17 protein-coding genes and 1 riboswitch are annotated in these 20,885 nt (G+C 36.0%); of the genes, 6 read left to right on the top strand and 11 right to left on the bottom strand.

What is annotated here, in order from left to right:
- Positions 1 to 50: 50 nt before the first annotated feature.
- Positions 51 to 1,739 carry a methyl-accepting chemotaxis protein gene (locus BUC25_RS14750; protein WP_073202657.1) on the bottom strand — a complete coding sequence of 563 codons (1,689 nt, stop codon included), beginning with the start codon at positions 1,737 to 1,739 and terminating at the stop codon, positions 51 to 53.
- A 148-nt stretch (positions 1,740 to 1,887) separates the two neighbouring features.
- On the opposite strand from BUC25_RS14750, the gene BUC25_RS14755 reads away from it, so the two are divergent.
- Positions 1,888 to 2,745: an aminoglycoside 6-adenylyltransferase gene (locus BUC25_RS14755; protein WP_073202658.1), complete on the top strand. Its 858-nt coding sequence runs from the start codon at positions 1,888 to 1,890 to the stop codon at positions 2,743 to 2,745.
- A gap of 669 nt (positions 2,746 to 3,414) precedes the next feature.
- Here BUC25_RS14755 and BUC25_RS14760 read toward each other — a convergent pair.
- A complete protein-coding gene (locus tag BUC25_RS14760; RefSeq protein WP_073202659.1) occupies positions 3,415 to 5,862 on the bottom strand; it encodes a sensor domain-containing protein in 2,448 nt (815 codons plus the stop codon).
- Between the two features lie 26 nt (positions 5,863 to 5,888).
- Complete coding sequence (locus BUC25_RS14765; protein WP_073202660.1) at positions 5,889 to 6,473, bottom strand: TetR/AcrR family transcriptional regulator; 585 nt, start codon at positions 6,471 to 6,473, stop codon at positions 5,889 to 5,891.
- A 145-nt stretch (positions 6,474 to 6,618) separates the two neighbouring features.
- Between BUC25_RS14765 and BUC25_RS14770 the strand changes: the two genes are divergently transcribed.
- On the top strand, positions 6,619 to 7,518 hold the full coding sequence (locus BUC25_RS14770) for an ABC transporter ATP-binding protein (protein ID WP_073202661.1): 900 nt from the start codon (positions 6,619 to 6,621) through the stop codon (positions 7,516 to 7,518).
- A 4-nt stretch (positions 7,519 to 7,522) separates the two neighbouring features.
- Positions 7,523 to 9,118, top strand: coding sequence for an ABC transporter permease (locus tag BUC25_RS14775; RefSeq protein WP_073202662.1), 1,596 nt, complete (start codon positions 7,523 to 7,525; stop codon positions 9,116 to 9,118).
- On the opposite strand, the gene BUC25_RS14780 is transcribed toward BUC25_RS14775, so the two are convergent.
- Complete coding sequence (locus BUC25_RS14780) at positions 9,115 to 9,492, bottom strand: SLAP domain-containing protein (RefSeq protein ID WP_073202663.1); 378 nt, start codon at positions 9,490 to 9,492, stop codon at positions 9,115 to 9,117. The genes BUC25_RS14775 and BUC25_RS14780 overlap by 4 nt on opposite strands.
- A gap of 65 nt (positions 9,493 to 9,557) precedes the next feature.
- On the opposite strand from BUC25_RS14780, the gene BUC25_RS14785 reads away from it, so the two are divergent.
- Positions 9,558 to 11,279: a methyl-accepting chemotaxis protein gene (locus BUC25_RS14785; RefSeq protein ID WP_084543480.1), complete on the top strand. Its 1,722-nt coding sequence runs from the start codon at positions 9,558 to 9,560 to the stop codon at positions 11,277 to 11,279.
- Positions 11,280 to 11,372: 93 nt separating this feature from the next.
- Here the strand turns inward: BUC25_RS14785 and BUC25_RS14790 are convergent, their stop codons facing one another.
- The 5 genes from BUC25_RS14790 to BUC25_RS14810 form a co-directional block, all read right to left on the bottom strand.
- Positions 11,373 to 12,254: a MetQ/NlpA family ABC transporter substrate-binding protein gene (locus tag BUC25_RS14790; RefSeq protein ID WP_073202664.1), complete on the bottom strand. Its 882-nt coding sequence runs from the start codon at positions 12,252 to 12,254 to the stop codon at positions 11,373 to 11,375.
- Positions 12,255 to 12,282: 28 nt separating this feature from the next.
- On the bottom strand, positions 12,283 to 12,951 hold the full coding sequence (locus BUC25_RS14795; protein ID WP_073202665.1) for a methionine ABC transporter permease: 669 nt from the start codon (positions 12,949 to 12,951) through the stop codon (positions 12,283 to 12,285).
- A complete protein-coding gene (locus BUC25_RS14800) occupies positions 12,944 to 13,969 on the bottom strand; it encodes a methionine ABC transporter ATP-binding protein (RefSeq protein ID WP_073202666.1) in 1,026 nt (341 codons plus the stop codon). The genes BUC25_RS14795 and BUC25_RS14800 overlap by 8 nt, the downstream gene beginning before the upstream one ends.
- 87 nt (positions 13,970 to 14,056) lie before the next feature.
- Positions 14,057 to 14,164, bottom strand: a riboswitch (SAM riboswitch).
- Between the two features lie 232 nt (positions 14,165 to 14,396).
- Positions 14,397 to 15,758, bottom strand: a complete 1,362-nt coding sequence (locus tag BUC25_RS14805) for a PFL family protein (protein ID WP_073202667.1) — start codon at positions 15,756 to 15,758, stop codon at positions 14,397 to 14,399.
- 16 nt (positions 15,759 to 15,774) lie between these two features.
- Entirely contained in the window at positions 15,775 to 16,047 is a 273-nt protein-coding gene (locus BUC25_RS14810) for an ACT domain-containing protein (protein ID WP_073202668.1), read from the bottom strand.
- A 125-nt stretch (positions 16,048 to 16,172) separates the two neighbouring features.
- Here BUC25_RS14810 and BUC25_RS14815 point away from each other — a divergent pair, with 125 nt between their 5' ends.
- A complete protein-coding gene (locus BUC25_RS14815; protein WP_073202669.1) occupies positions 16,173 to 16,904 on the top strand; it encodes a Cof-type HAD-IIB family hydrolase in 732 nt (243 codons plus the stop codon).
- Positions 16,905 to 17,079: 175 nt separating this feature from the next.
- The gene (gndA, locus tag BUC25_RS14820; RefSeq protein WP_073202670.1) at positions 17,080 to 18,501 is read left to right on the top strand and encodes an NADP-dependent phosphogluconate dehydrogenase; all 1,422 of its coding nucleotides are present in this window, start codon (positions 17,080 to 17,082) and stop codon (positions 18,499 to 18,501) included.
- A 169-nt stretch (positions 18,502 to 18,670) separates the two neighbouring features.
- On the opposite strand, the gene BUC25_RS14825 is transcribed toward gndA, so the two are convergent.
- Together BUC25_RS14825 and BUC25_RS14830 are read right to left on the bottom strand one after the other, a co-directional pair.
- Positions 18,671 to 20,140 carry a potassium/proton antiporter gene (locus BUC25_RS14825; RefSeq protein WP_244535198.1) on the bottom strand — a complete coding sequence of 490 codons (1,470 nt, stop codon included), beginning with the start codon at positions 20,138 to 20,140 and terminating at the stop codon, positions 18,671 to 18,673.
- A gap of 15 nt (positions 20,141 to 20,155) precedes the next feature.
- Positions 20,156 to 20,698 (bottom strand): tyrosine-type recombinase/integrase, encoded by a 543-nt coding sequence (locus BUC25_RS14830; protein ID WP_073202672.1) that lies wholly within the window; start codon positions 20,696 to 20,698, stop codon positions 20,156 to 20,158.
- Between the last annotated feature and the right edge of the window lie 187 nt (positions 20,699 to 20,885).

Here is a 20,885-nt window from a genome sequence, read left to right on the forward strand (position 1 = left end):
GAAATAAAAACCATTACGATAAAGTGTGTCTTTTATCGTAATGGTTTTGCTTAGTTTACCTTAAATTTTGATATAACAACTTGTAAGTCTTCTGCTAAATGTGAAAGTGATTGTGCAGAGGACGATATTTCTTCCATGGTAGCTAATTGCTCCTCTGTTGATGCAGAACTTTCTTGGTTGGATTCAACACTCTTTTCTGCAATTTCTTTTACATTTTCTAATTCATTTGTAATGGAAATGGATAGGTTTTCGATATCTTCGATCGACCCAGTCACATCGATTACTTTACCGGATACATTCGTCATTGCCTCTTGAATTTTTGAAAAAGCGTTACTTGCATTATCCGTTGAAGCTATACCTTCCGTAACTTGTATATTCCCTTCATCGATGGAAGTAACAACTTTCTTAGTTTCAGCTTGCATGTCTCTTACCATATTAGCAATTTGATCTGCTGATTTCTTAGATTCTTCGGCTAATATTCTTACTTCATCTGCCACCACGGCAAACCCCTTACCATGTTCTCCAGCTCGCGCAGCTTCTATTGCAGCATTTAGAGCAAGAAGATTAGTCTGTTCAGAAATATCTGTTATTAGATTTAAAATATTGCCAATTTCGTTTGAATGGTTGTTTAAGGAACGAATCGTAACATTCATGTTATCAAATGAAGATTTAATATCGTGAATTTTGCCTACAACCTCTTCTATAGATTGCATACCATCTTGTACCTGCTCACTAGAATTAGTGGTTGCAGCCTCCATCTCCTTACTGTTATCAGAAATTCTATTGACACTTTTAACCATGTCTTGTAAGGAATTTGAGACCGTATTGATTTTCTTTAACTGATCTTCAGCACCCTCATAGTTACCTTGAACAAGTGAAGCTAATTGTTCATTTGCTTCAGTACTTTGCTCTGCACTTGCAGTAAGTTGTTCTGAAGAAGCAGCTACTTGCATTGCGGAATCGTGTGTTTTTGAAATAGTTCCTGATAAATCATCTAACATTTTATTTAATGAGTTAGATAGTACTCCTACTTCATCTTTTGACCTAACTTTCAATTTGTCGATTGTTAAGTCCCCATTTGAAATTTTATTTAAGGCTGTAGAAACCAATGAAATAGGTCTTGATATTGTTCGGATTAAATAGATAGTAATAGCAATCGTTATTAAGAGGATAACTCCAGTAATCGATAGCATAAATATGATACTCTGAGTTGTTACATTATTTACTCTTACCCAGGCATCATTGGTTAACTTTTCCGTATCTTCTACAATTAACTGATGAGTCTCACGATAGGAATCAAAGTATTCCTTACCATTATCAATATTTGCTCTTGCCTGATCGATATCACCTTGTTGAACAAGTGCAATTTCTGCTTCAAAAAAGCTTTGGATATCTTCGATTTTAGGTTTAGCTTCGTCGATCAACGAGGCCATAATGGGGTGACCATCAAGGTGTGTTTCTATAATTTCTAGATTTTGATCCACGTCTTCCTGACCTGTATAATAGGGTTCAAGAAAGCTTTCATCTCCAGTAACAAGATAACCTCTTACACCTGTTTCTTGATTGACTAATGCGGTTAAGATATTATTAGCTGCATCAGATAATGGGATAGCATCATCGATAATTTTAGCGGTTTCACTTTCGGAGTTTTGTAAGCTAAACCAACTTATCGTGATAATTCCGATAATGAATAGAATAATAACACTAAAGCTTAGGACTATCTTCTTACCTATTGTCATGTTGTTCGTCTCCTTGTGAATATATTGTCGTTTTTAGTCGTTTAATAACTGATTCAAATATACTACACTTTAATGTCTTTAGCAATACTTTATAACTAATAAATATATTTAATTATGATCAAAATATTTTTTTAAAAGGAGAAAATGAATGCGTACTCAAAAAGAAATGATGCAACTAATTTTAAACTTTGCAGAAGACGATGATAGGATTCGAGTAGTTGGTATGAATGGGTCAAGGGTAAATCCTCAAATCATAGGTGATAGGTTCCAAGATTATGATATTGTCTATCTTGTTACAGAAATGAATTCCTTTATTAAAAACAGAGAATGGCTTGACTATTTCGGAGAGAGATTAATTATGCAAACTCCAGAAGATAGCGAGCTTTTTCCGCCATCACTAGGAAATTGGTTTAGCTTTTTGATGCAATTTACAGATGGCAATAGAATAGACTTAATGCTAGTGCCGATCGAGGAATTGGATCAATACATGAAGAATGATAGTTTAACGACAATACTATTGGACAAAGATAAACGAATTAACAATAAACCAATCCCGACAGAGGAAAGTCATTATCTGCAGATACCGACTGAAAATCAATATTTAGATGCTTGTAATGAGTTTTGGTGGGTTTCTACATATGTAACAAAAGGGCTTTGTCGTAAAGAATTTTTGTATGCAATTGATCATATTGAGAATGTTATGCAAGAAGAAATATTAAGAATGATGGCATGGAAAGTAGGTTGCCAGTATGGTTTTCGAGTAAATCTGGGGAAATCATATAAGTTTTTAGAGGAATACGTGTCAGAAACTGAATGGAAGGCATTGCAACAAATGTATAATTTATCTACTTATGATGATTGCTGGCGTGTTTTATTTCATATGTTTGCGATGTATAAGGAATTGGTGGTTTTTGTAGCCGATAGTTTACAATTTCAACTCCCTGATTATCAACATAAAGTAGAATCCTATGTTCGCCAGCTTTATGACGATGGTAACCGTTCATAATACTCACCTTTAGGATTTGAGTTTCGACTAATAAGCTAACTAGTGAATAAGCGGAGGGTGGGACAAAAGGTTTTTATGCGTTTTAGGAAGATACTGCGACATAGCTGTAATTATGAGATTTTATATGTGCTTTGCAACCGCTTCGGCTTGTCAGTTTCCCTTTCCGCGGGTTTTTACCCTAAGCTAACTTTTTAAGCAAAGTTCGCTAAAAAAGTGGATCTTAGGGTAAAAACATCCCGCAGGAGTGAAAACGGACGCCTTCGCTTTTCTATGCCCTTCAGCTAAAGCAAGAGGATGCATTTTTGCCTTTATCACCATCTTTTGTGGTAATTATTTGTAGAAGAACCAAAAATATTAGCATTTACAAAAATTTGTAGAATTTCATTAAGCGTAGGCGCCCACTTCAACTCCTATGGGATCCTTTTTTCTGAAGATCCACTTTTTCATGCGTTTGTTGCATGAAAAAGTTAGCTGAAGGAAAAAGCCCATGGAAAGGGAAGTGGGCAAGCCGGAGCGATTTTAAGCACAATCTTCATCTCAAAATTACCATCCCATTTATGGCGCAGTATCCTAATATTACGCAACAATACAAATAGTATCGTTAATGTTTGAAGTTATCTATCCCGCTCTCTAATAGAAGTCTCTCTTTAATGTCTTTTGAAATAAGACCTATTCATTCTCACTTTTAACCCAATTTTTAAGCCAACTTTCAAATTCTTGTGGTGGTAAGGGTTTGCTAAAATGATATCCTTGTAATACATCACATTTATGTTCTTTTAAAAATGCAACATGTTCTGCTGTTTCTACACCTTCAGCAATAGTAAGCATGTTAAGGTTGTGCGCTAATACAATAATGGTAGAGACGATATCTTTGTCATCTTTATCATAGGAAATATCTTTGACAAAAGACTGATCAATTTTCAAATGATCGATCGGAAATTTTTTTAAATAATTAAGGGAACTATAGCCTGTACCGAAGTCATCCATTGCTATTTTCACGCCTGTATTTTTTAATTCTTGCAAAATAATCGTCGCACTTTCAGCTTCCATTGCCATTGTTTCTGTTATTTCCAATTCTAAGTAGTGTGGTTCAATTCCTGTTTCTTCTATTATTTTTCGTATCATAGGAATTAAGTCGGACTGATAGAATTGTCTAATAGACAGGTTAACGGATACTGGAAACAGAGGAAGATTTGCACATTGCCAGTTTTTCACCTGTTGACAAGCTTCTCTAATTACCCATTCACCAATCGGGACGATCAAACCACTTTCCTCTGCTAACGGAATAAATTCTGCTGGGGAAATCATTCCTAGTTCATGACTATTCCAACGAATCAAAGCTTCTGCTCCATATATTTGATTACTTTTTGTTCCGATTTGTGGCTGATAAAAAAGAGAAAATTCGTTTCTTTTGATTGCTTTTCGTAATAAAGACTCCAATTCAATGTTCCCTTGTATTTTACTATGCATGGAATCATGATAAAACTGATAATTACTTTTACCCATTCGTTTAGCATGATACATCGCATTATCTGCTTTTTTGATAAGTGTTTTGGAATCCTGGGCATCTTGCGGATACACACTGATACCTATACTAGGTGTGGTGACAATATCAATTCCTTCTAAATCATATGGTTGAGATAATGAGGTCATTAGCTGATCAGCTACTTCAGTTGTTTTAGATAGGGTAGTCTGTTGTAAAAGCACAATAAACTCGTCTCCTCCATATCGAAAAACAGTTGCATTTCCAGGTGTATACCATTGTAGTCTTTCAGCTACTTTTTTTAATAATTTATCACCATATTCGTGACCGAGGGAGTCATTTATCGACTTAAAACGATCTAAATCCAAAAAGAAAATAGAAAAAGGTTCTAACGAATGCTCTGTTTCCATTAGTTCTTTTAATTTGTGATGGAAGTAATGCTGGTTCGGTAGTGCCGTTAAATAATCATGATATGCCATGTAATTCAATTTCTCTTCAAATTTTTTCTTTTCCGTAATGTCCTTACCTAAACAGTGAACACCAGTTAATTTTCCATCGACAATAATCGGAATAACAGTGACATGCAGATAGACAAATTCCTGCTGTTTGTTGAGCATACACGTTTCATACTGAACTGCAATTCCCTGCTCTACCTTGGCATACTCTTCTGCAGTACGTTTTCTTTCTTCGGGAATGATATGAGGAAGAAAAGGAGTGCCAATTAATTCTTTAGCAGTATAACCCATTAGTTGTTCGGTTGCTTTATTAATATAGGAGAAGCACCCATTCAAGTCAAACGAAAGAACAGCATCAATATTATTTTCATATATGGAACGATAGCGCTGTTCACTTTCTTGAAGTTGTTTTGCCATTTCTTTCTCAAAAGTAATGTCGCGCGCTACACCAATAACACCAGTAACTTGTCCGTCATTTATCGTAGGGACTGCTGTAATATCTAAAGTAAGAATCTCTCCGGCTTTATTATACACTCGTAATTCAACTTGCACGGTCGCATTTTGAAGTACTTCATTAAATTTTTGATTAGTCGATTCAAGGTCTTCTTCATAAATAATATCATTGTAATTCATGAGCAGCATTTCATGTTTTGTGTACAGTAATATGCGCTCATTAGCAGGGTTAACGTTGGTAAAATCCCCTTGTTTATTTAGCATAAAAATAAGATCAGGGTTATAGACAAATAACGACTCCAGTTGTTGATGAGTCTTTTCTAACAATACCTCTGTATTTCGTTTATCAGTAATATCATGAATCAAGGTAACCGAATATTTTTTGTTTTGACTTAATGTAATGATTATGACTTGAAACAAGACCGGAGTGACGGAACCATCTTTTTTGGTAATAATCGACTCAAACATAAAAGGCGTATCTTCAGAAATCTTTTTTTGATCAAAACTAGCTTTTCGAAGCAGATCTTTATCTATTAGATCATAAGGACTCATTTTAAGAAGTTCTTGTTTTGGATAGCCAGTTATTTTTACGACAGCAAGGTTAGATTCTTTAATAGTAATATGATGTGCATCTGTTACTTCTGAAATGAACATTGGTGTCGGTATTTGTTGAACAATAGTGAGTAAGTCGTTATACGTGAATCGTTGATTTGGAGATAAAGTCATCAATGCGCCTCCTTGATGGCATACTGTTATTCTTTTTTGCCCATTATACCATAAAAGAATAAGTGCATTATATCTTCTGTAATAGGTAATAAATAGTCATTTAGTTCCTCTTTTTGCATATGTTCTTTCATCATGTGTATATAAAACATGATGGCTTCTTCTGATATTTCTTTCTGGATATACCCCTCCGTTTTTCCTTGCGCGATTAGTTGTTGAAAAAACGGTATCGATTTTTCCTGATAAATGGTTTCTAAATAGGATTGTCCATCTGCAAAATCTTTCATTAGATATTGATAAATTTCTTGGTGTATAGAACCTGCAATATCGACTTTATTAAAGATGATGTTTTCTATTTTTTCAGGAAAACTTGTATTACGATTAATAATATCCTGGTATTTCTGATACGTTTTTTCTATATAATAGACAAGTGTTTGATGGATTAAATTATCCTTACTCTCAAAATAATTATATATAGTTACTTGGGAAACTTCAGCTTTTTTGGCAATTTCACTAATTGACACCTTCTTTATTCCGAATAGAGAAAATAATTGTAATGCCGCCTCTAATATTCTATTTTGTTTTAGTTTGGTTCGTTTTTGAAAACCGTCCATTTACTTCACCTCTATATCTCATTTTAATTAATGTTTTGAAATTAAACAATAAATATATTTCAAAATATATTGAAATTAAATAAAAATTTATATATTATGAAATATATAAGCAATAATATTTCAAAACTACAAGGAGGTTTTGTTATTGAATCGAATCGAAATAAACAAAGTTAGTAAGAAGTTTGGGTCATTTCAAGCTTTAAATAACGTTGAATTTGAAGTGCGTGAGGGAGAGGTCTACGGTTTTATTGGACCCAATGGTGCTGGGAAATCAACTACTATCCGTATTTTATTAGGCATTATTCAAGCAACTTCAGGTCATGCGACTATTTTTGGTAAAGATGTTTGGAAGGATGCGGTTGAAATTCATCGAAAGGTAGCATATGTACCTGGGGATGTTCACTTGTGGGAGAATTTAACCGGTGGGGAAGTGATCGATACTTTTTTAAGCTTAAAAGGGCAATTAAATAAAACAAAAAGAGATCACCTTATTGACTTGTTTCAATTAGATCCCAAAAAGAAGGCTGGCACGTATTCTAAAGGTAATCGCCAAAAAATAGCACTTATCTCTGCATTTGCTTCTGAAAGTGAACTATTTATTCTGGATGAACCTACCTCTGGATTAGATCCTTTAATGGAAAAAGTCTTTCAACAATGTGTAGAAGAGGTCAAAAAACAAGGGAAAAGTGTACTGCTTTCTAGTCATATCTTATCAGAAGTGGAGAAGCTTTGTGACAGGATCGGTATCATTAGAAAAGGTGAAATGATTGAAAGTGGAACATTAGACGACTTACGTCATTTAACCAGAACAAATATTAGAGTCGAAACGGAAAAATCGGCTAGTATATTAGGGGATGTACCGGGTGTTCATCATTTGTTTTTAGATAAAGGAGTTTATTCTTTTCAAGTAGATACGGAGCGACTCTCCGAAGTTATGAAAGAATTAAGTCAATTAGGGATCAAAAGTATAGAGAGTAATCCACCAACATTAGAAGATTTATTTATGCGCCATTATCATTCTGAAGATCAGTTGAATAAGGGGTGAGGGCATGTTATATGATAAAGTAATTCAGTTGTTGTTCTTCACCTGTAGACAAAATAGAAAAGCGAGCTTGATTTGGACGATTTCGTTAGTTGGTGTCACGGTCTTAACAGCTTCTGCTTTTACTGGGTTATATCAGTCAGATCAGGAACGGCAATCGATGGCACAAACAATGGAAAACCCGGCCATGACAGCAATGGTAGGACCTGGTTATGGTTTGGATAATTATACAAATGGAGCAATGATGGCACACCAAATGTTATTGTTTACAGCAATTGTTTTTGCTGTAATGAGTATTTTACTCGTGACAAAAATGACACGAGCAGAAGAAGAAGAGGGGAAACTGGAATTACTTCGTTCTTTACCGGTTGGACGCCTGTCTAGTTTAAGTGCTACCGTTATTTTTGTTACTATCTTAAATATCGTGATTGGGTTATTGATCGGTATTGGCTTAATTGCGATGAACCTCGTTGGAATGGGGATGACAGGCTCTATTTTATATGGGCTAACCCTTACAGTTACAGGGTTATGGTTTACCTCGATTACAGCGTTGATTAGCCAACTCTCAGAAACATCCCGTGGTGTAGTTGGTCTTTCGTTTCTAGTATTAATAGTCGCCTATTTATTACGAGCGATTGGTGATGTAAGCAGTGAGGTGTTAAGTTTAATGTCACCACTTGGTCTTGTTTTGAGAACAGAAGTATATGTGCAAAATTATTGGTGGCCTATCTTCGTAACTATCCTTATGTCTCTTGTGTTTACACTGATCGCATTTTATTTAAATAACAAAAGGGATCTTGGTGCAGGCCTCCTGCTGTCAAAACCAGGTAAAAGAGAGGGATCAAGATGGTTGTTATCTCCTTTGGGGCTGATTCTGAGGTTACAACGAACGACTATTATTTCCTGGATCATTGTGATGTTTTTTCTAGGGGCATCCTATGGATCGGTATTCGGTGATTTGGAAGCTTTTTTTGAAAATAACGAAGTGCTCATGCAAATGCTAGGAGACAATCGGGGATATAGTATGACAGAACAATTTACTACAATGTTAATGGTGGTATTAGCCATTATGGCGACGATACCAGCAGTGTTAGTTTTCCTCAGAGTGAGAGGGGAAGAGAAGAAAGGCAGAACAGAGCATTTATTGACACGAGGGATTTCAAGATTTTCACTCATCGCCCATTATTTAATCATCGCTATTCTACTTGGAATCGTGTCTCTTTTTCTTGCTAATTTTGGTTTGTGGTTTGCTTCTTCACAAGTTATGGAAGAACCTATTACGTTTGTTAATCTACTAAAAGCAGGTCTGTCGTATTTACCAGCGATGCTATTGGTTCTAATGATTGCCGTTTTATTATTTGCATGGAAACCGAAATCGACACCATTGGTTTGGCTCTATCTCGTTTATTCTTTTTTTACGGTATATCTAGGAGGACTAATCGATATGCCGACCTGGTTAGCGGATTTATCAAGTTTTTCGCATATTCCACAATTACCAGTCGATGATTTTAATTGGACACCGATTTTAATTTTATTATTTATTAGTACGGTGGGGCTTGTGTTCAGTTTTATTAGTTATCGCCGTAGAGATGCTCTCGGCTAAGGTATCATAATCATCTGATAGGAATGTTTATCGAAATTTTCTAGCGATGAGTAGCTATTTTCAGGAAAAATGAATGTCCAGGGCATACTTGTAGCAGGGTCTAACAATAGCCTGTTGTCTTGAAAATGTTGAGTAGCTAAAGTCTCGTCTTCCTGTAAGAGTTGGATGGTTACATTACGCAAGTCTAGCTTTGTATCAGCAAAATTATGAAGTAATACAGTTATTAACAAATCATCCCTATGATTGAAAGCAGATCGAATCGGGATGATTTTTTTTCGTGCTTCTTTCGTTTTATTGAAAATTGTGATGATGTCTTGATGATCCTGTTCACTAATCGTTCTTTCCCACGCTTCTTCTAATACTAATGTCTGCATGTTACCATCTCCTAAGTTAATATTTTGTCTGTTTATGTCGATATATATAGGGAGGAGGAATCTAAATGAAACGTTTTATACAAAATCAAAAAATAGCTACAAAGTTATACGCCATTCTTGGATTGGCTATTCTTGTAATTGTAGCAAGCACCACTCTATTCATTATGACTATTGTATCAACAAGTGACCAATTAAAACAACAACTCTATGATGACCTTTATCAGCCAACCTTTAATTTATTGAATGCTGATCGAGATTTATATCAAGCAGATCAAGCTATTTTTACATCATTTGCAGATGAAGGAAATCAAGAAACATATGTAACAGACTACCAAGAAAATGTGGCGCAAGTAGAGGAAAGAATGCAAATAGCAGAGGAAATATTGCGAGAAGATACACATCTTGATCAAACGCTCGTTGACGAACATTTCTCTAATTTTTATGCTAGTTTCGACAGATGGAAAACGATGACTGAATCGATTTTTGAATATTCAGATACCGTTATGATCAACAGTTTATTAGACAATATGCGAAGTGAATTTGAAATTGCTCGTAATGAGATCGATTTATTGCAACAGGAATTAGATGAGAGCACGACTACTGTTATAGAAGAAATTGAAATGACGACATATTATACTTTTGTTGCTTTTATTATTATCATGGCTATATTTATCGTAATATTATTTCTTATGAGCTTTTTCTTAATTCGTCAAATTACTAAACCGATTGGGCAGTTAGTAGAAGTGAATGAAAATGTAGCAAATGGTAATCTTGACATGGTACATTTAGATGATAACAGAAAAGATGAGATTGGTCGTTTAGCCAAGAGTACGAACAGAATGATGGATGAATTAAGAAATATGGTCGGACAAATTAAAACGATTTCTAATCAGGTAAATGGTCAAAGTAATGAACTTTCACGAGCATCTGATGAAGTTAGTCAAGGCTCACAGCAAATAGCAACTACGATGGAAGAAATGTCAAAAGGGGCGGAGCAACAAGCAAGTGCTTCAGGAGATATTTCGGCATCGATGGAAGCATTACACCGAAAAATAGGAGATTCAAGCAAAGAGGGATCTTCTTTACAAACTGCATCAGAGGATGTCCTGCAATTATCAACAACAAGTGAAACACAAATGAATCAATCAGTAGACCATATGAAAGAAATTACAGTAATGATGAAAGAAACCGTTGGAAAAGTAAAAGGTTTAGAAAATCAATCAAAAAAAATATCGACACTAATTGATGTGATACAAGATATTGCCGAACAAACAAATCTTTTAGCATTAAACGCAGCGATTGAAGCAGCAAGAGCAGGAGAATCTGGTAAAGGGTTTGCTGTTGTGGCAGATGAAGTACGTAAATTAGCAGAACAAGTGAGTGATTCTGTTACAGAAATAACAGATATTATCGGTGGTCTCCAATCAGAAACCTCTGAAGTGGCTGGTGCCCTTGAAGGTGGTTATTCAAAAGTGGAGACTGGCAATGAACAGATACTGGAAAGTCAGCAAAGCTTTCAAACGATTAAGTCGTCGATGAGTAGTATGATTGATCGTATCAATATTATCACAACGAATTTAACAGAGATTGCTGGATCAAGTGAAAAAGTTAGCAGTGCCAGTACAGATATTGCTTCTACATCAGAAGAAGTAGCGGCAGGCATTGAGGAGAGCTCAGCAACTGCTGAGGAACAATCCGCATCCATGCAAGAGATCGCAAGTAACGCAGATTCACTTGCGAAACTATCGAAAGATTTGAATCAGTTGGTCAGTAGGTTTAACTTATAAAAAATTGAGGGAGTAATAGTCCTGACTGATTTGACAGGGTATTAATTCATGAAAAATTAAAAAGCGCGGCAATTGCCACGCTTTTTAATTTTTTTATTCAGATACTGGTACTACTGCCCCTTGATATTCTTCTTCTATAAATGTTTGAATTTCCTCAGAACGTAATATTTCTACTAATTTATGGAGAGCTTCGTTATCTTCGTCTTCAGCACGAGCAGCAATTACATTCACGTATGGAGATTCAGCCCCTTCTAGAATTAAAGCATCTTCAGTTGGCACCAAATCTGCTTCAATAGCATAATTAGTATTAATCGCTATTAATGAATCTTCCTCACGATCATAAAATTCAGGTAAGAAACCAGCGTCAACATCGGTTACAAACTCAAGGTTTAATGGGTTTTCTGCGACGTCTTGTACGGTTGCATCAACTGCCTCTACACTATCATCTAGAGTTAATAGATCTTCTCTTTCTAGAAGTGATAATACGCGTCCATGATCTGCAACAGAGTTACTCATAATTACAGCAGTTCCTTCTTCAATATCATCAAGGCTAGTAATGTTTTTGGAATAGATTCCCATTGGTTCAATATGAATACCGCCAATGTTTACAAAGTCAAATCCTTTTTCTTCTTTTTGAGACTCAAGATATGGTATATGTTGAAAATAATTAGCATCTAAAGTGCCACTTTCCAAATCATCATTTGGGAAAACATAATCTTGATATACTTCAATTTCAATGTTGATATTCTGTTCTTCTAATAAAGGTTTTGCTTTTTCTAATACTTCTGCATGAGGAACACTAGTTGCTCCAATAACAAGTTCCACAGTTTCTTGATCAGCCGTTTCGTTGTCTTCTTCTGTTCCTTCACTAGCATTGTTATCACCTGTAGTTTGGCTCTCATCTTCAGATGTACCACAGGCAACTAGTGCAAATAAGCATAGTGTTGCAAGTAAAAGTGTTAATAATTTTTTCAAAATAAATCATCCCTTCTTGTAATGTTGTTTATCTTTTATCTATCACTTTGGATAGTAAATCCCCAATAAATTGAAAAATGAAAACTATAATAATGATTAGAATAGTACATGCTAATATTACATCAAAATCACGTCGTTGGAACCCTTGTAAATACGCGAGAGAACCAAGTCCGCCGGCACCTATAACACCTGCTATAGCTGTATAACCAATCAAAGCTATTCCTGTCACGGTTAACCCGGATATCAGTGCAGGCATCGATTCAGGTAATAATACCTTGAAAATGATCGTATTAGTTTTAGCACCCATCGCTTTAGCTGCTTCAATTACACCTTTGTCTACTTCTTTTAAACCAATTTCAACTAGTCTTGCATAGAACGGACCAGCACCAATAATTAAAGCAGGTACTGCTGCTTCCCAACCTCTAATTGTACCAATTATAAAGTCAGTAAAAGGAAATAATAATAAAATCAAAATGATAAATGGGATAGCGCGAAATACGTTAACTATAACGGCTGTAAGAAAGTTAACAAATCGATTCTGCCATACATTCCCTTTATCGGTAAGAAACAATAATAGACCTAATATTAGACCTAGTATTAGTGTTCCGATAACTGATATAATCGTCATATAAAGCGTTTCTAAAGTTGCTTCCCATAAATCTTCTGGTATGACATTTGGAAAAAGATCCTTAAGCATGCTTTAACACCTCAACTTCCACACCAGAGTCCTGGATGTACTGTATCGTATTAGTTAAAACAGCTTTTTCACCATTTATCTCTACGAATAAAGTGCCATATGCACCTTCCTGAGTTGGCGCAATAGAACCTTGTAAAATGTTAATCTCTACATCAAATTTTTTAGCTATCTCACTTATTAAGGCGCGTCTAGCATGATTGCCGATGAAGTGGAGTTTTACAACTTCACTATCTTCACGGTCATTAATAAAGTTATATAATTTATCTTTTTCATGCTCTAACGGATTTAATTGTTGCACAAACCGCTTCGTTGTTTTTGATTGTGGTCTCACGAAGACATTTAATACTTCTCCGTTTTCAACTACTTTACCGTTCTCCATGACCGCTACTCGATGGCAAATCTTTTGTATGACATGCATCTCGTGTGTAATTAAGATAATCGTTAGTCCTAGTTTTTTATTAATCGAGACGAGTAAATCCAATATATCATCAGTAGTTTCTGGATCAAGTGCAGAAGTTGCCTCATCACATAATAACACTTCAGGATCATTGGCAAGCGCTCTGGCAATACCGACACGCTGCTTCTGACCGCCGCTTAGTTGGGATGGGTAAGCATATTCTTTCCCTGAAAGACCAACCAAATGAATTAATTCTAGTACTTTTTCTTTTCGCTTTGCCTTTGACACCCCGGCAATTTCTAGCGGAAAAGCAATATTATCAAAAACAGTCCGAGACCAAAGTAAATTAAAATGTTGAAAAATCATTCCGATTTTTTGACGTTTTTTACGTAATTGGTGGCTAGGCATCTTTGTTATATCTTTATCGTGAATAACAACTGAGCCATCACTTGGTTCCTCTAACCTATTAATTAAACGCACAAAAGTACTTTTACCAGCACCACTGTATCCTATGACACCAAATATTTCACCAGGCTCAATATTTAATGAAACATTGTCGACAGCCTGTACTTTTTGCTTTTTTGTTTGATACAGTTTCGACAAGTTTTTTATCTGAATCAAAATTAATCACTCCTTTGGTTATTGTGTATAAAACACAATAAAAAATCCCTTCTGCACAAGAGGACAGAAAGGAAGTTCTTAAATGTCCTCTTATCTTTCAAAGCTTTAGGAGCTTTGATGGAATTAGCACCTATCAGCATTGCTGACGGTTGCCGGGTTTCACAGGGCCATTCCCTCCACCTCTCTTGATAAGAGCTTTACGTATATAATTCGGTACAGAACATAATATCATCCCGTGAAACATTCGTCAATTATTTTGTAAAAAGTTTAAATAATCATATTATTCTGAAAAAAATCAAGTTAAAGAACAATACTCATAAGCGAGATGAAGGACAAAAAAAGCGAAAAGATAGAAAATTTGTCTTTCATAAGCGAATAGGAAGCAGAAAAAGAACGAGCTTAAATGGATAAGCTCGTTCTTTATATATTAATTTATTAATGACTGTAGTGGAGCAGGAATTCTCCCACCACGATGAATTAACTTATCCGATGAAAAAGGATTAACACCAATAATAGGTGCACGGCCAAGAAGTCCGCCGAATTCGACGGTATCTCCCTCTTCTTTACCAATCACAGGGATAACGCGAACTGCTGTCGTTTTTTTATTAATCATTCCTATCGCTGCTTCATCTGCAATGATTGCTGCTAATGTTTCAGGACTCGCTTTTCCTTCTAAGGCTATCATGTCAAGTCCAACCGAGCAGACACAAGTCATTGCTTCTAATTTTGATAGGTTTAGAGCGCCATCTTCAATGCCGCGAATCATACCGTTATCTTCACTTACAGGGATAAAGGCACCACTTAAGCCACCAACATAGGAACTTGCCATCGCACCACCTTTTTTAACGGCATCATTCATAAGCGCTAAGGCAGCGATTGTACCATGCGTTCCGACGCGTTCCAATCCGATTTCTTCTAAAATCTCTGCTACACTATCATTCATCGCATTGGTAGGGGCGAGCGAAAGATCCATAATACCAAAAGGTACATTTAAACGATCCGCAACGACACGACCAATTAACTCACCGGCCCTTGTAATTTTAAATGCCGTTTTTTTGATGACATCGGATATTTCACCGAGGTCTGCATCGGGATATCTTCTCAGTGCGTTAAGTACAACACCAGGTCCACTAACCCCAACACTCAAGACAGCTTCTCCTTCACCTGCACCATGAAACGCACCAGCCATAAACGGATTGTCCTCAACAGGGTTACAAAAAACGACAAGCTTGGCACAGCCAATACTATTATTATCTTTTGTTAATTCGGCTGTCTGATGAATGATGTTGCCCATTCGTTTAACAGCATCCATATTAATCCCGGTGCGTGTTGTAGCAACAGATATTGATGCGCAAACACGTTCCGTTTGACTGAGTGCTTCTGGTAAAGCATCTAAGAGAATCTGTTCTCCTTTAGAAATCCCTTTATGTACAAGCGCAGAATATCCACCAATAAAGTCAACGTCCAGTGTTTGAGCAGCTTTATCTAATGTTTTTGCAAGTTCGACTGCTTGTTCTTTAGTAGCATTACCTAAAAGGTCAGCAGCAGGGGAGATGGCAATGCGTTTGTTAATAATTGGTACTCCATACTCGGTTGCTACTTGTGATGCAGTTTTTTGCAAGTCTTTCGCATAACTTGTCACTTTTTGATAGACATTTTCTTTCACTTTTTCAAAGTCTTGATCCGCACAATCGCGCAAACTAATGCCCATTGTTACTGTGCGAATATCTAAATGTTCCATTTCTACCATGCGAATGGTTTCTTGAATTTCGGTAAAAGCTATTGGCATCTGTTATCCTCCTATCTTAAACACGGTGCATTGCTTGAAATACATCTTCTAGCTGAATATTGATTTTGAGTCCTAATTCTTTTTCAACCGGTTCAAACTTTTCTTGTAATGCTTCTAAATTACTGGGATCTTTAATATCAATTAACATAATCATTGTAAAAAAATCCTGTAAAATGGTTTGACTGATATCTAAAATATTCATTTCATTTTTATATAAAACGGTTGTGACTTTGGCAATAATGCCTACTTGATCTTTTCCAACAACACTGACGACAGCACGTCTTTGCATTTTGTTTCACCTCATTTATTTCATTATTATGGCTATTATAGCACGGAACATACGAAGGGCGCTTTTTTGCTAATTCATCAATTTTCACATAAAATATAGTGAGACCATGAACAGAGGAGTTTATTATGAAAAAAGACATTCGATTAATTGCATTAGATATGGACGGTACTTTATTAGGTACGGACCATCAAGTTTCCAAAGCGAATAAAGAAGCAATTATAAAGGCACGTGAAAAAGGTGTAGAAGTGATTATTTCTACAGGAAGACATTATCAAACAAGTTCTATCATTGCAAAAGAGTTGGATATCCACTATCTCATCACAGTGAATGGAAGTGAGATATGGACAATGACGGGTGACTTGATCGCAAGACAAACGATTGATGCACGAATTATTGAAAAACTAGTCCAATTAAAAGAAGAACATCAAACAAGGGCATGGCTCTCTTCGATTGATAATATTTGGCGTGGTGAGGTTCCAGAAGATATATTAGCACACGAATGGCTAAAATTCGGTTTTGATACAAAAGATGCTGCAACAAAGGAAAAAATCATGAACGTGATCGAGAGTTGGGAAGAGATAGAATTAAGTAATTCAAGTCCAACCAACATTGAAGTGAATGCAGTTGGTGTCAATAAAGCAGCAGCCATCGGAGTTGTCTGTGAACGGTTAGGTATCAACATGTCCCAAGTAATGGCGATGGGAGACAGCCTTAATGATATTAAAATGATTGAGCAGGCGGGCTTAGGAATTGCGATGGGTAACGCGCAGGACACTGTTAAGGAGACGGCTGACTGGCAAACACTCTCCAATGATCAGGACGGTGTAGCAAAGGCAATTGAGAAATGGGTATTGTAAATTACAGAAGCAGAATTTTCAGAAAATGAATGGCTATTACTTGCAGTGATAGTTAGGATATAATAACTTATTAGATGGAGTGAATTTTTCAGATCACTACAGGAATATCTGATTTCATGGTAAAATAGAGTATGGAATCATACATAGTGATAAAAGAAAAGGAGCGAATAAGACAATGGCAAAACAACAATTTGGTGTGATAGGTCTTGCTGTAATGGGTAAAAACCTAGCGTTAAACGTTGAAAGCAGAGGATACTCTTTATCAGTATTTAATAGAACTTATCAAAAAACAGAAGATTTCTTAAATAATGAAGCAAAGGGAAAAAATTTCATTGGCGCAAAAACAATTGAGGAATTTGTTGAATCATTAGAAAAACCACGCAAAATTATGCTAATGGTACAAGCAGGTCCAGCAACAGATGCAACGATCGCTTCATTAAAACCACTACTTGATGAAGGAGATATCTTAATTGATGGTGGTAACACATTCTTTAAAGATACCATCCGTCGTAATGCAGAACTAGATGAATCAGGTATCCATTTCATTGGAACTGGTGTTTCTGGTGGGGAAGAAGGAGCACTTAAAGGACCTTCGATCATGCCAGGTGGGCAAAAAGAAGCGTATGAAAAAGTAGCACCTATTTTTGAAGCTATCTCTGCAAAAGTAGAGGGCGACCCTTGTGTAACATACATTGGTCCAAACGGTGCAGGACACTACGTGAAAATGGTACACAACGGTATTGAATATGGTGACATGCAATTAATCGGTGAAGCATACTTCATCATGAAGCATGTTCTTGGATTAGATGCAGATGAACTACATGAAGTATTTAAAGAATGGAACAAAGGTGAACTTGACAGTTACCTAATCGAAATCACAACAGATATCTTTAAGAAAAAAGATAAAGAAACAGGAAAACCAATGGTAGACGTAATCCTTGATACTGCTGGTCAGAAAGGTACAGGTAAATGGACAAGCCAAAGCTCACTAGACTTAGGTGTGCCATTACCAGTAATCACAGAATCTGTATTTTCACGTTTCATTTCAGCAATGAAAAAAGAGCGTGTAGCAGCAAGCAAAGTATTACAAGGACCATCTGCACAGGACAAACCATATGAAGGTGACAAAGATGAGCTTGTAGAGGCAATTCGCAAAGCACTTTATATGAGTAAAATCGTTTCCTATGCACAAGGTTTTGCACAAATGCGTGCAGCTTCTGAAGAAAATGACTGGAACTTACGTTATGGTGACATCTCCATGATCTTCCGTGGTGGATGTATCATTCGTGCCCAGTTCCTGCAAAAAATTAAAGAAGCATATGACCGCGATCCTGCTTTAGCGAATCTATTATTAGATCCATATTTCAAAGAGATCGTAGAAAGCTATCAAACGTCATTACGTAAAGTGCTTTCAATTGCAATGGAACGTGGTATTCCAGTTCCAGGTTTCGCAAGTGCCTTAGCATATTATGACAGCTATCGTACTGAGACGTTACCAGCTAACCTTTTACAAGCACAACGTGACTACTTCGGTGCCCATACGTATCAACGAATTGATAAAGAAGGCGTCTTCCACACAGAGTGGTTAGAAGATTAATTATATTGAAAAATCCCACATTGCTGTGGGATTTTTTTCTTACGGACAAAAGTTAAGAAAATGATAGTTTTTTGTCCATAAGAAAGAATCTTATGGACAAAATTAGTCTCATTAAGGAAATTTGTCCGTAAGTTATCTCTATATCTAAACTAATAATCACTCAGCTGAATTATTTGCCTTCCAACAGTTTCTTAACTTGTTTCTTATCTTTGTGGGAGACGAGAATAAATAATATATCATTTTCTTTGATAATGGTGTTGCCTGTGGGAGTCACTAATTGATTGTTTCGAATGATTGCACTAATGGAAGTGTCTTTTGGAAAGTCGATATCAATTAAGGTTTTACCAATGAAATCTAGCTCTTCATTCACCTCATATTCAATCATTTCTGCATTAGCCTTCCCGATTGAAATGAGTTCCAAACTATGCATGGGCTCTGTCTTTTTTGGTCCAGTTAAATTTAATTTTTCAGCAAAAACAGAGATGGTGGACCCTTGAATGGCGGCAGAGATAAGAACGACGAAAAATACAACATTAAAAAATAGTTGGCCGTTCTCTATACCTGCAACTAGAGGAAAGGTTGCTAATACTATAGGTACTGCCCCTTTTAATCCGGCCCAAGAAAGAAACAGTTTTTCATTGAGCGAATAGTTAAGTTTTATGGTACTTAGAAAGACTGCGACAGGTCTAGCAAGTAGAATAAGTATTAACGAAATAACTAATCCTTTCCAAATGATATCCCAAGCAAATAAGTCGCTAGGAAATACCAGCAAACCAAGGATCGTAAACATTAGTATTTGGGCAATCCAGGCGAACCCTTCATTAAATCGGAAAATGGAATGGCGATATGCTATTTCAGAATTGCCCATAAAAACGGCAGTTACGTAAACAGATAAAAGCCCACTAGCTTGCGTAACGTCTGCTAAACTAAACGTCAATAGTGCAAAAGCAAGTGCGAAGACTGGATAAAGTCCACTGGAATCTAATTTGATTTTGTTAATGGAATAAACAGCGATGGCACCCATAGCTAAGCCGATCACAATCCCCATAATCATCTGCCAAAAGAATGAACCGATTAACATTAAATAAGAGGCGTGATCATTTGTAATTAATTCTATAAATGAAATGGTCAGGATCATAGCCATCGGATCGTTGGAGCCTGATTCTGCTTCAAGTGTGGATTCTATTTTGTTTTTAATATTTTGCCCTTTTAATACAGCAAATACAGCAGCTGCATCCGTAGAGCCAACAATAGCACCAAATAAAAAGCCTTCTAGCCAACTAACATCCAAAATAAATTTAGCTGCAACTGCAACTAATACTGAAGTGAGTACAACACCGAGTGTTGCTAGAGATATCGAGGGTCCAATTACAGGGCGGATATCGCTCCATTTTGTCTGAAGTCCACCTTCAAATAATATGATGATAAGAGCTACCATCCCAATAAGTTGTGCAAGACTATAATCACTAAAATAAATAAAGTCAAGACCATCACTTCCAATTAACATACCTAAACCGATATATAAAATTAAGACGGGAACACCGATACGACTTGAAAATTTGGTTGTTATCACACCCAGGATAAACAAAAGTCCGATAAAAAAAATAAAATAATCTGTAATTACTGTGTCACTAAACAAAAGCATACTCCTCTCTTATAAATTAATATCTATTTTAATTGGGGTGGAAACTTCCTTATTCAGTCCAATATAGTGTAAAGTTTCCGAAGTAGACGAGTGTCCATAAATATCTCTTATCAAAGATATCGCAATGCCTTGTTTATAGGCATGATATCCAAACGTCTTCCTTAACGTGTGGATGCCAACTTTATCTGTCAAGCCAATTTCACGAGCGGCATGATTAATAATACGATAAGCTTGTTGTCTCGTAATTGGCTTGCCACTGCTTTTTGTTTGGAATAAATAATCTTCTCCATATAACGAAGAAGTGGACAAATAGTTGTCAATTGCAATATAAACATTCGTATTTAAGTAGATAGGTGATAGAGCTGACAGGAATTCCCGGGGTTGAATTCCGTCCCACACTTGATGGACTTTTAATGTAAGCAGGTCGTTAATTCGCATACCTGTGTTTATTTCAAGTACAAACAACAGATAATCACGAGCGGATTTTTGTTTTAAAAAGGATTTGAATAGATTAATTTGTTCTTTCGTTCTAATCGGATGGACAAACTCCATATATTTCACTCCTGTATGTTACTTAACCTAATTTTATCATATGTTATGTAACGTATAAAATGATAAGCAAACAAAAAGAAGCTGGGACAAAAGAATTTTATCATTAAAAAATCCAAACGACTCGATTACCAAATCGTTTGGATTAATATGCGTATTTGGAACTGATAATACTATCAACGAATTTTTT

Origin of the sequence: Gracilibacillus kekensis (assembly GCF_900143085.1) — a bacterium.
In the GTDB taxonomy this organism is placed as follows: domain Bacteria; phylum Bacillota; class Bacilli; order Bacillales; family Amphibacillaceae; genus Gracilibacillus; species Gracilibacillus kekensis.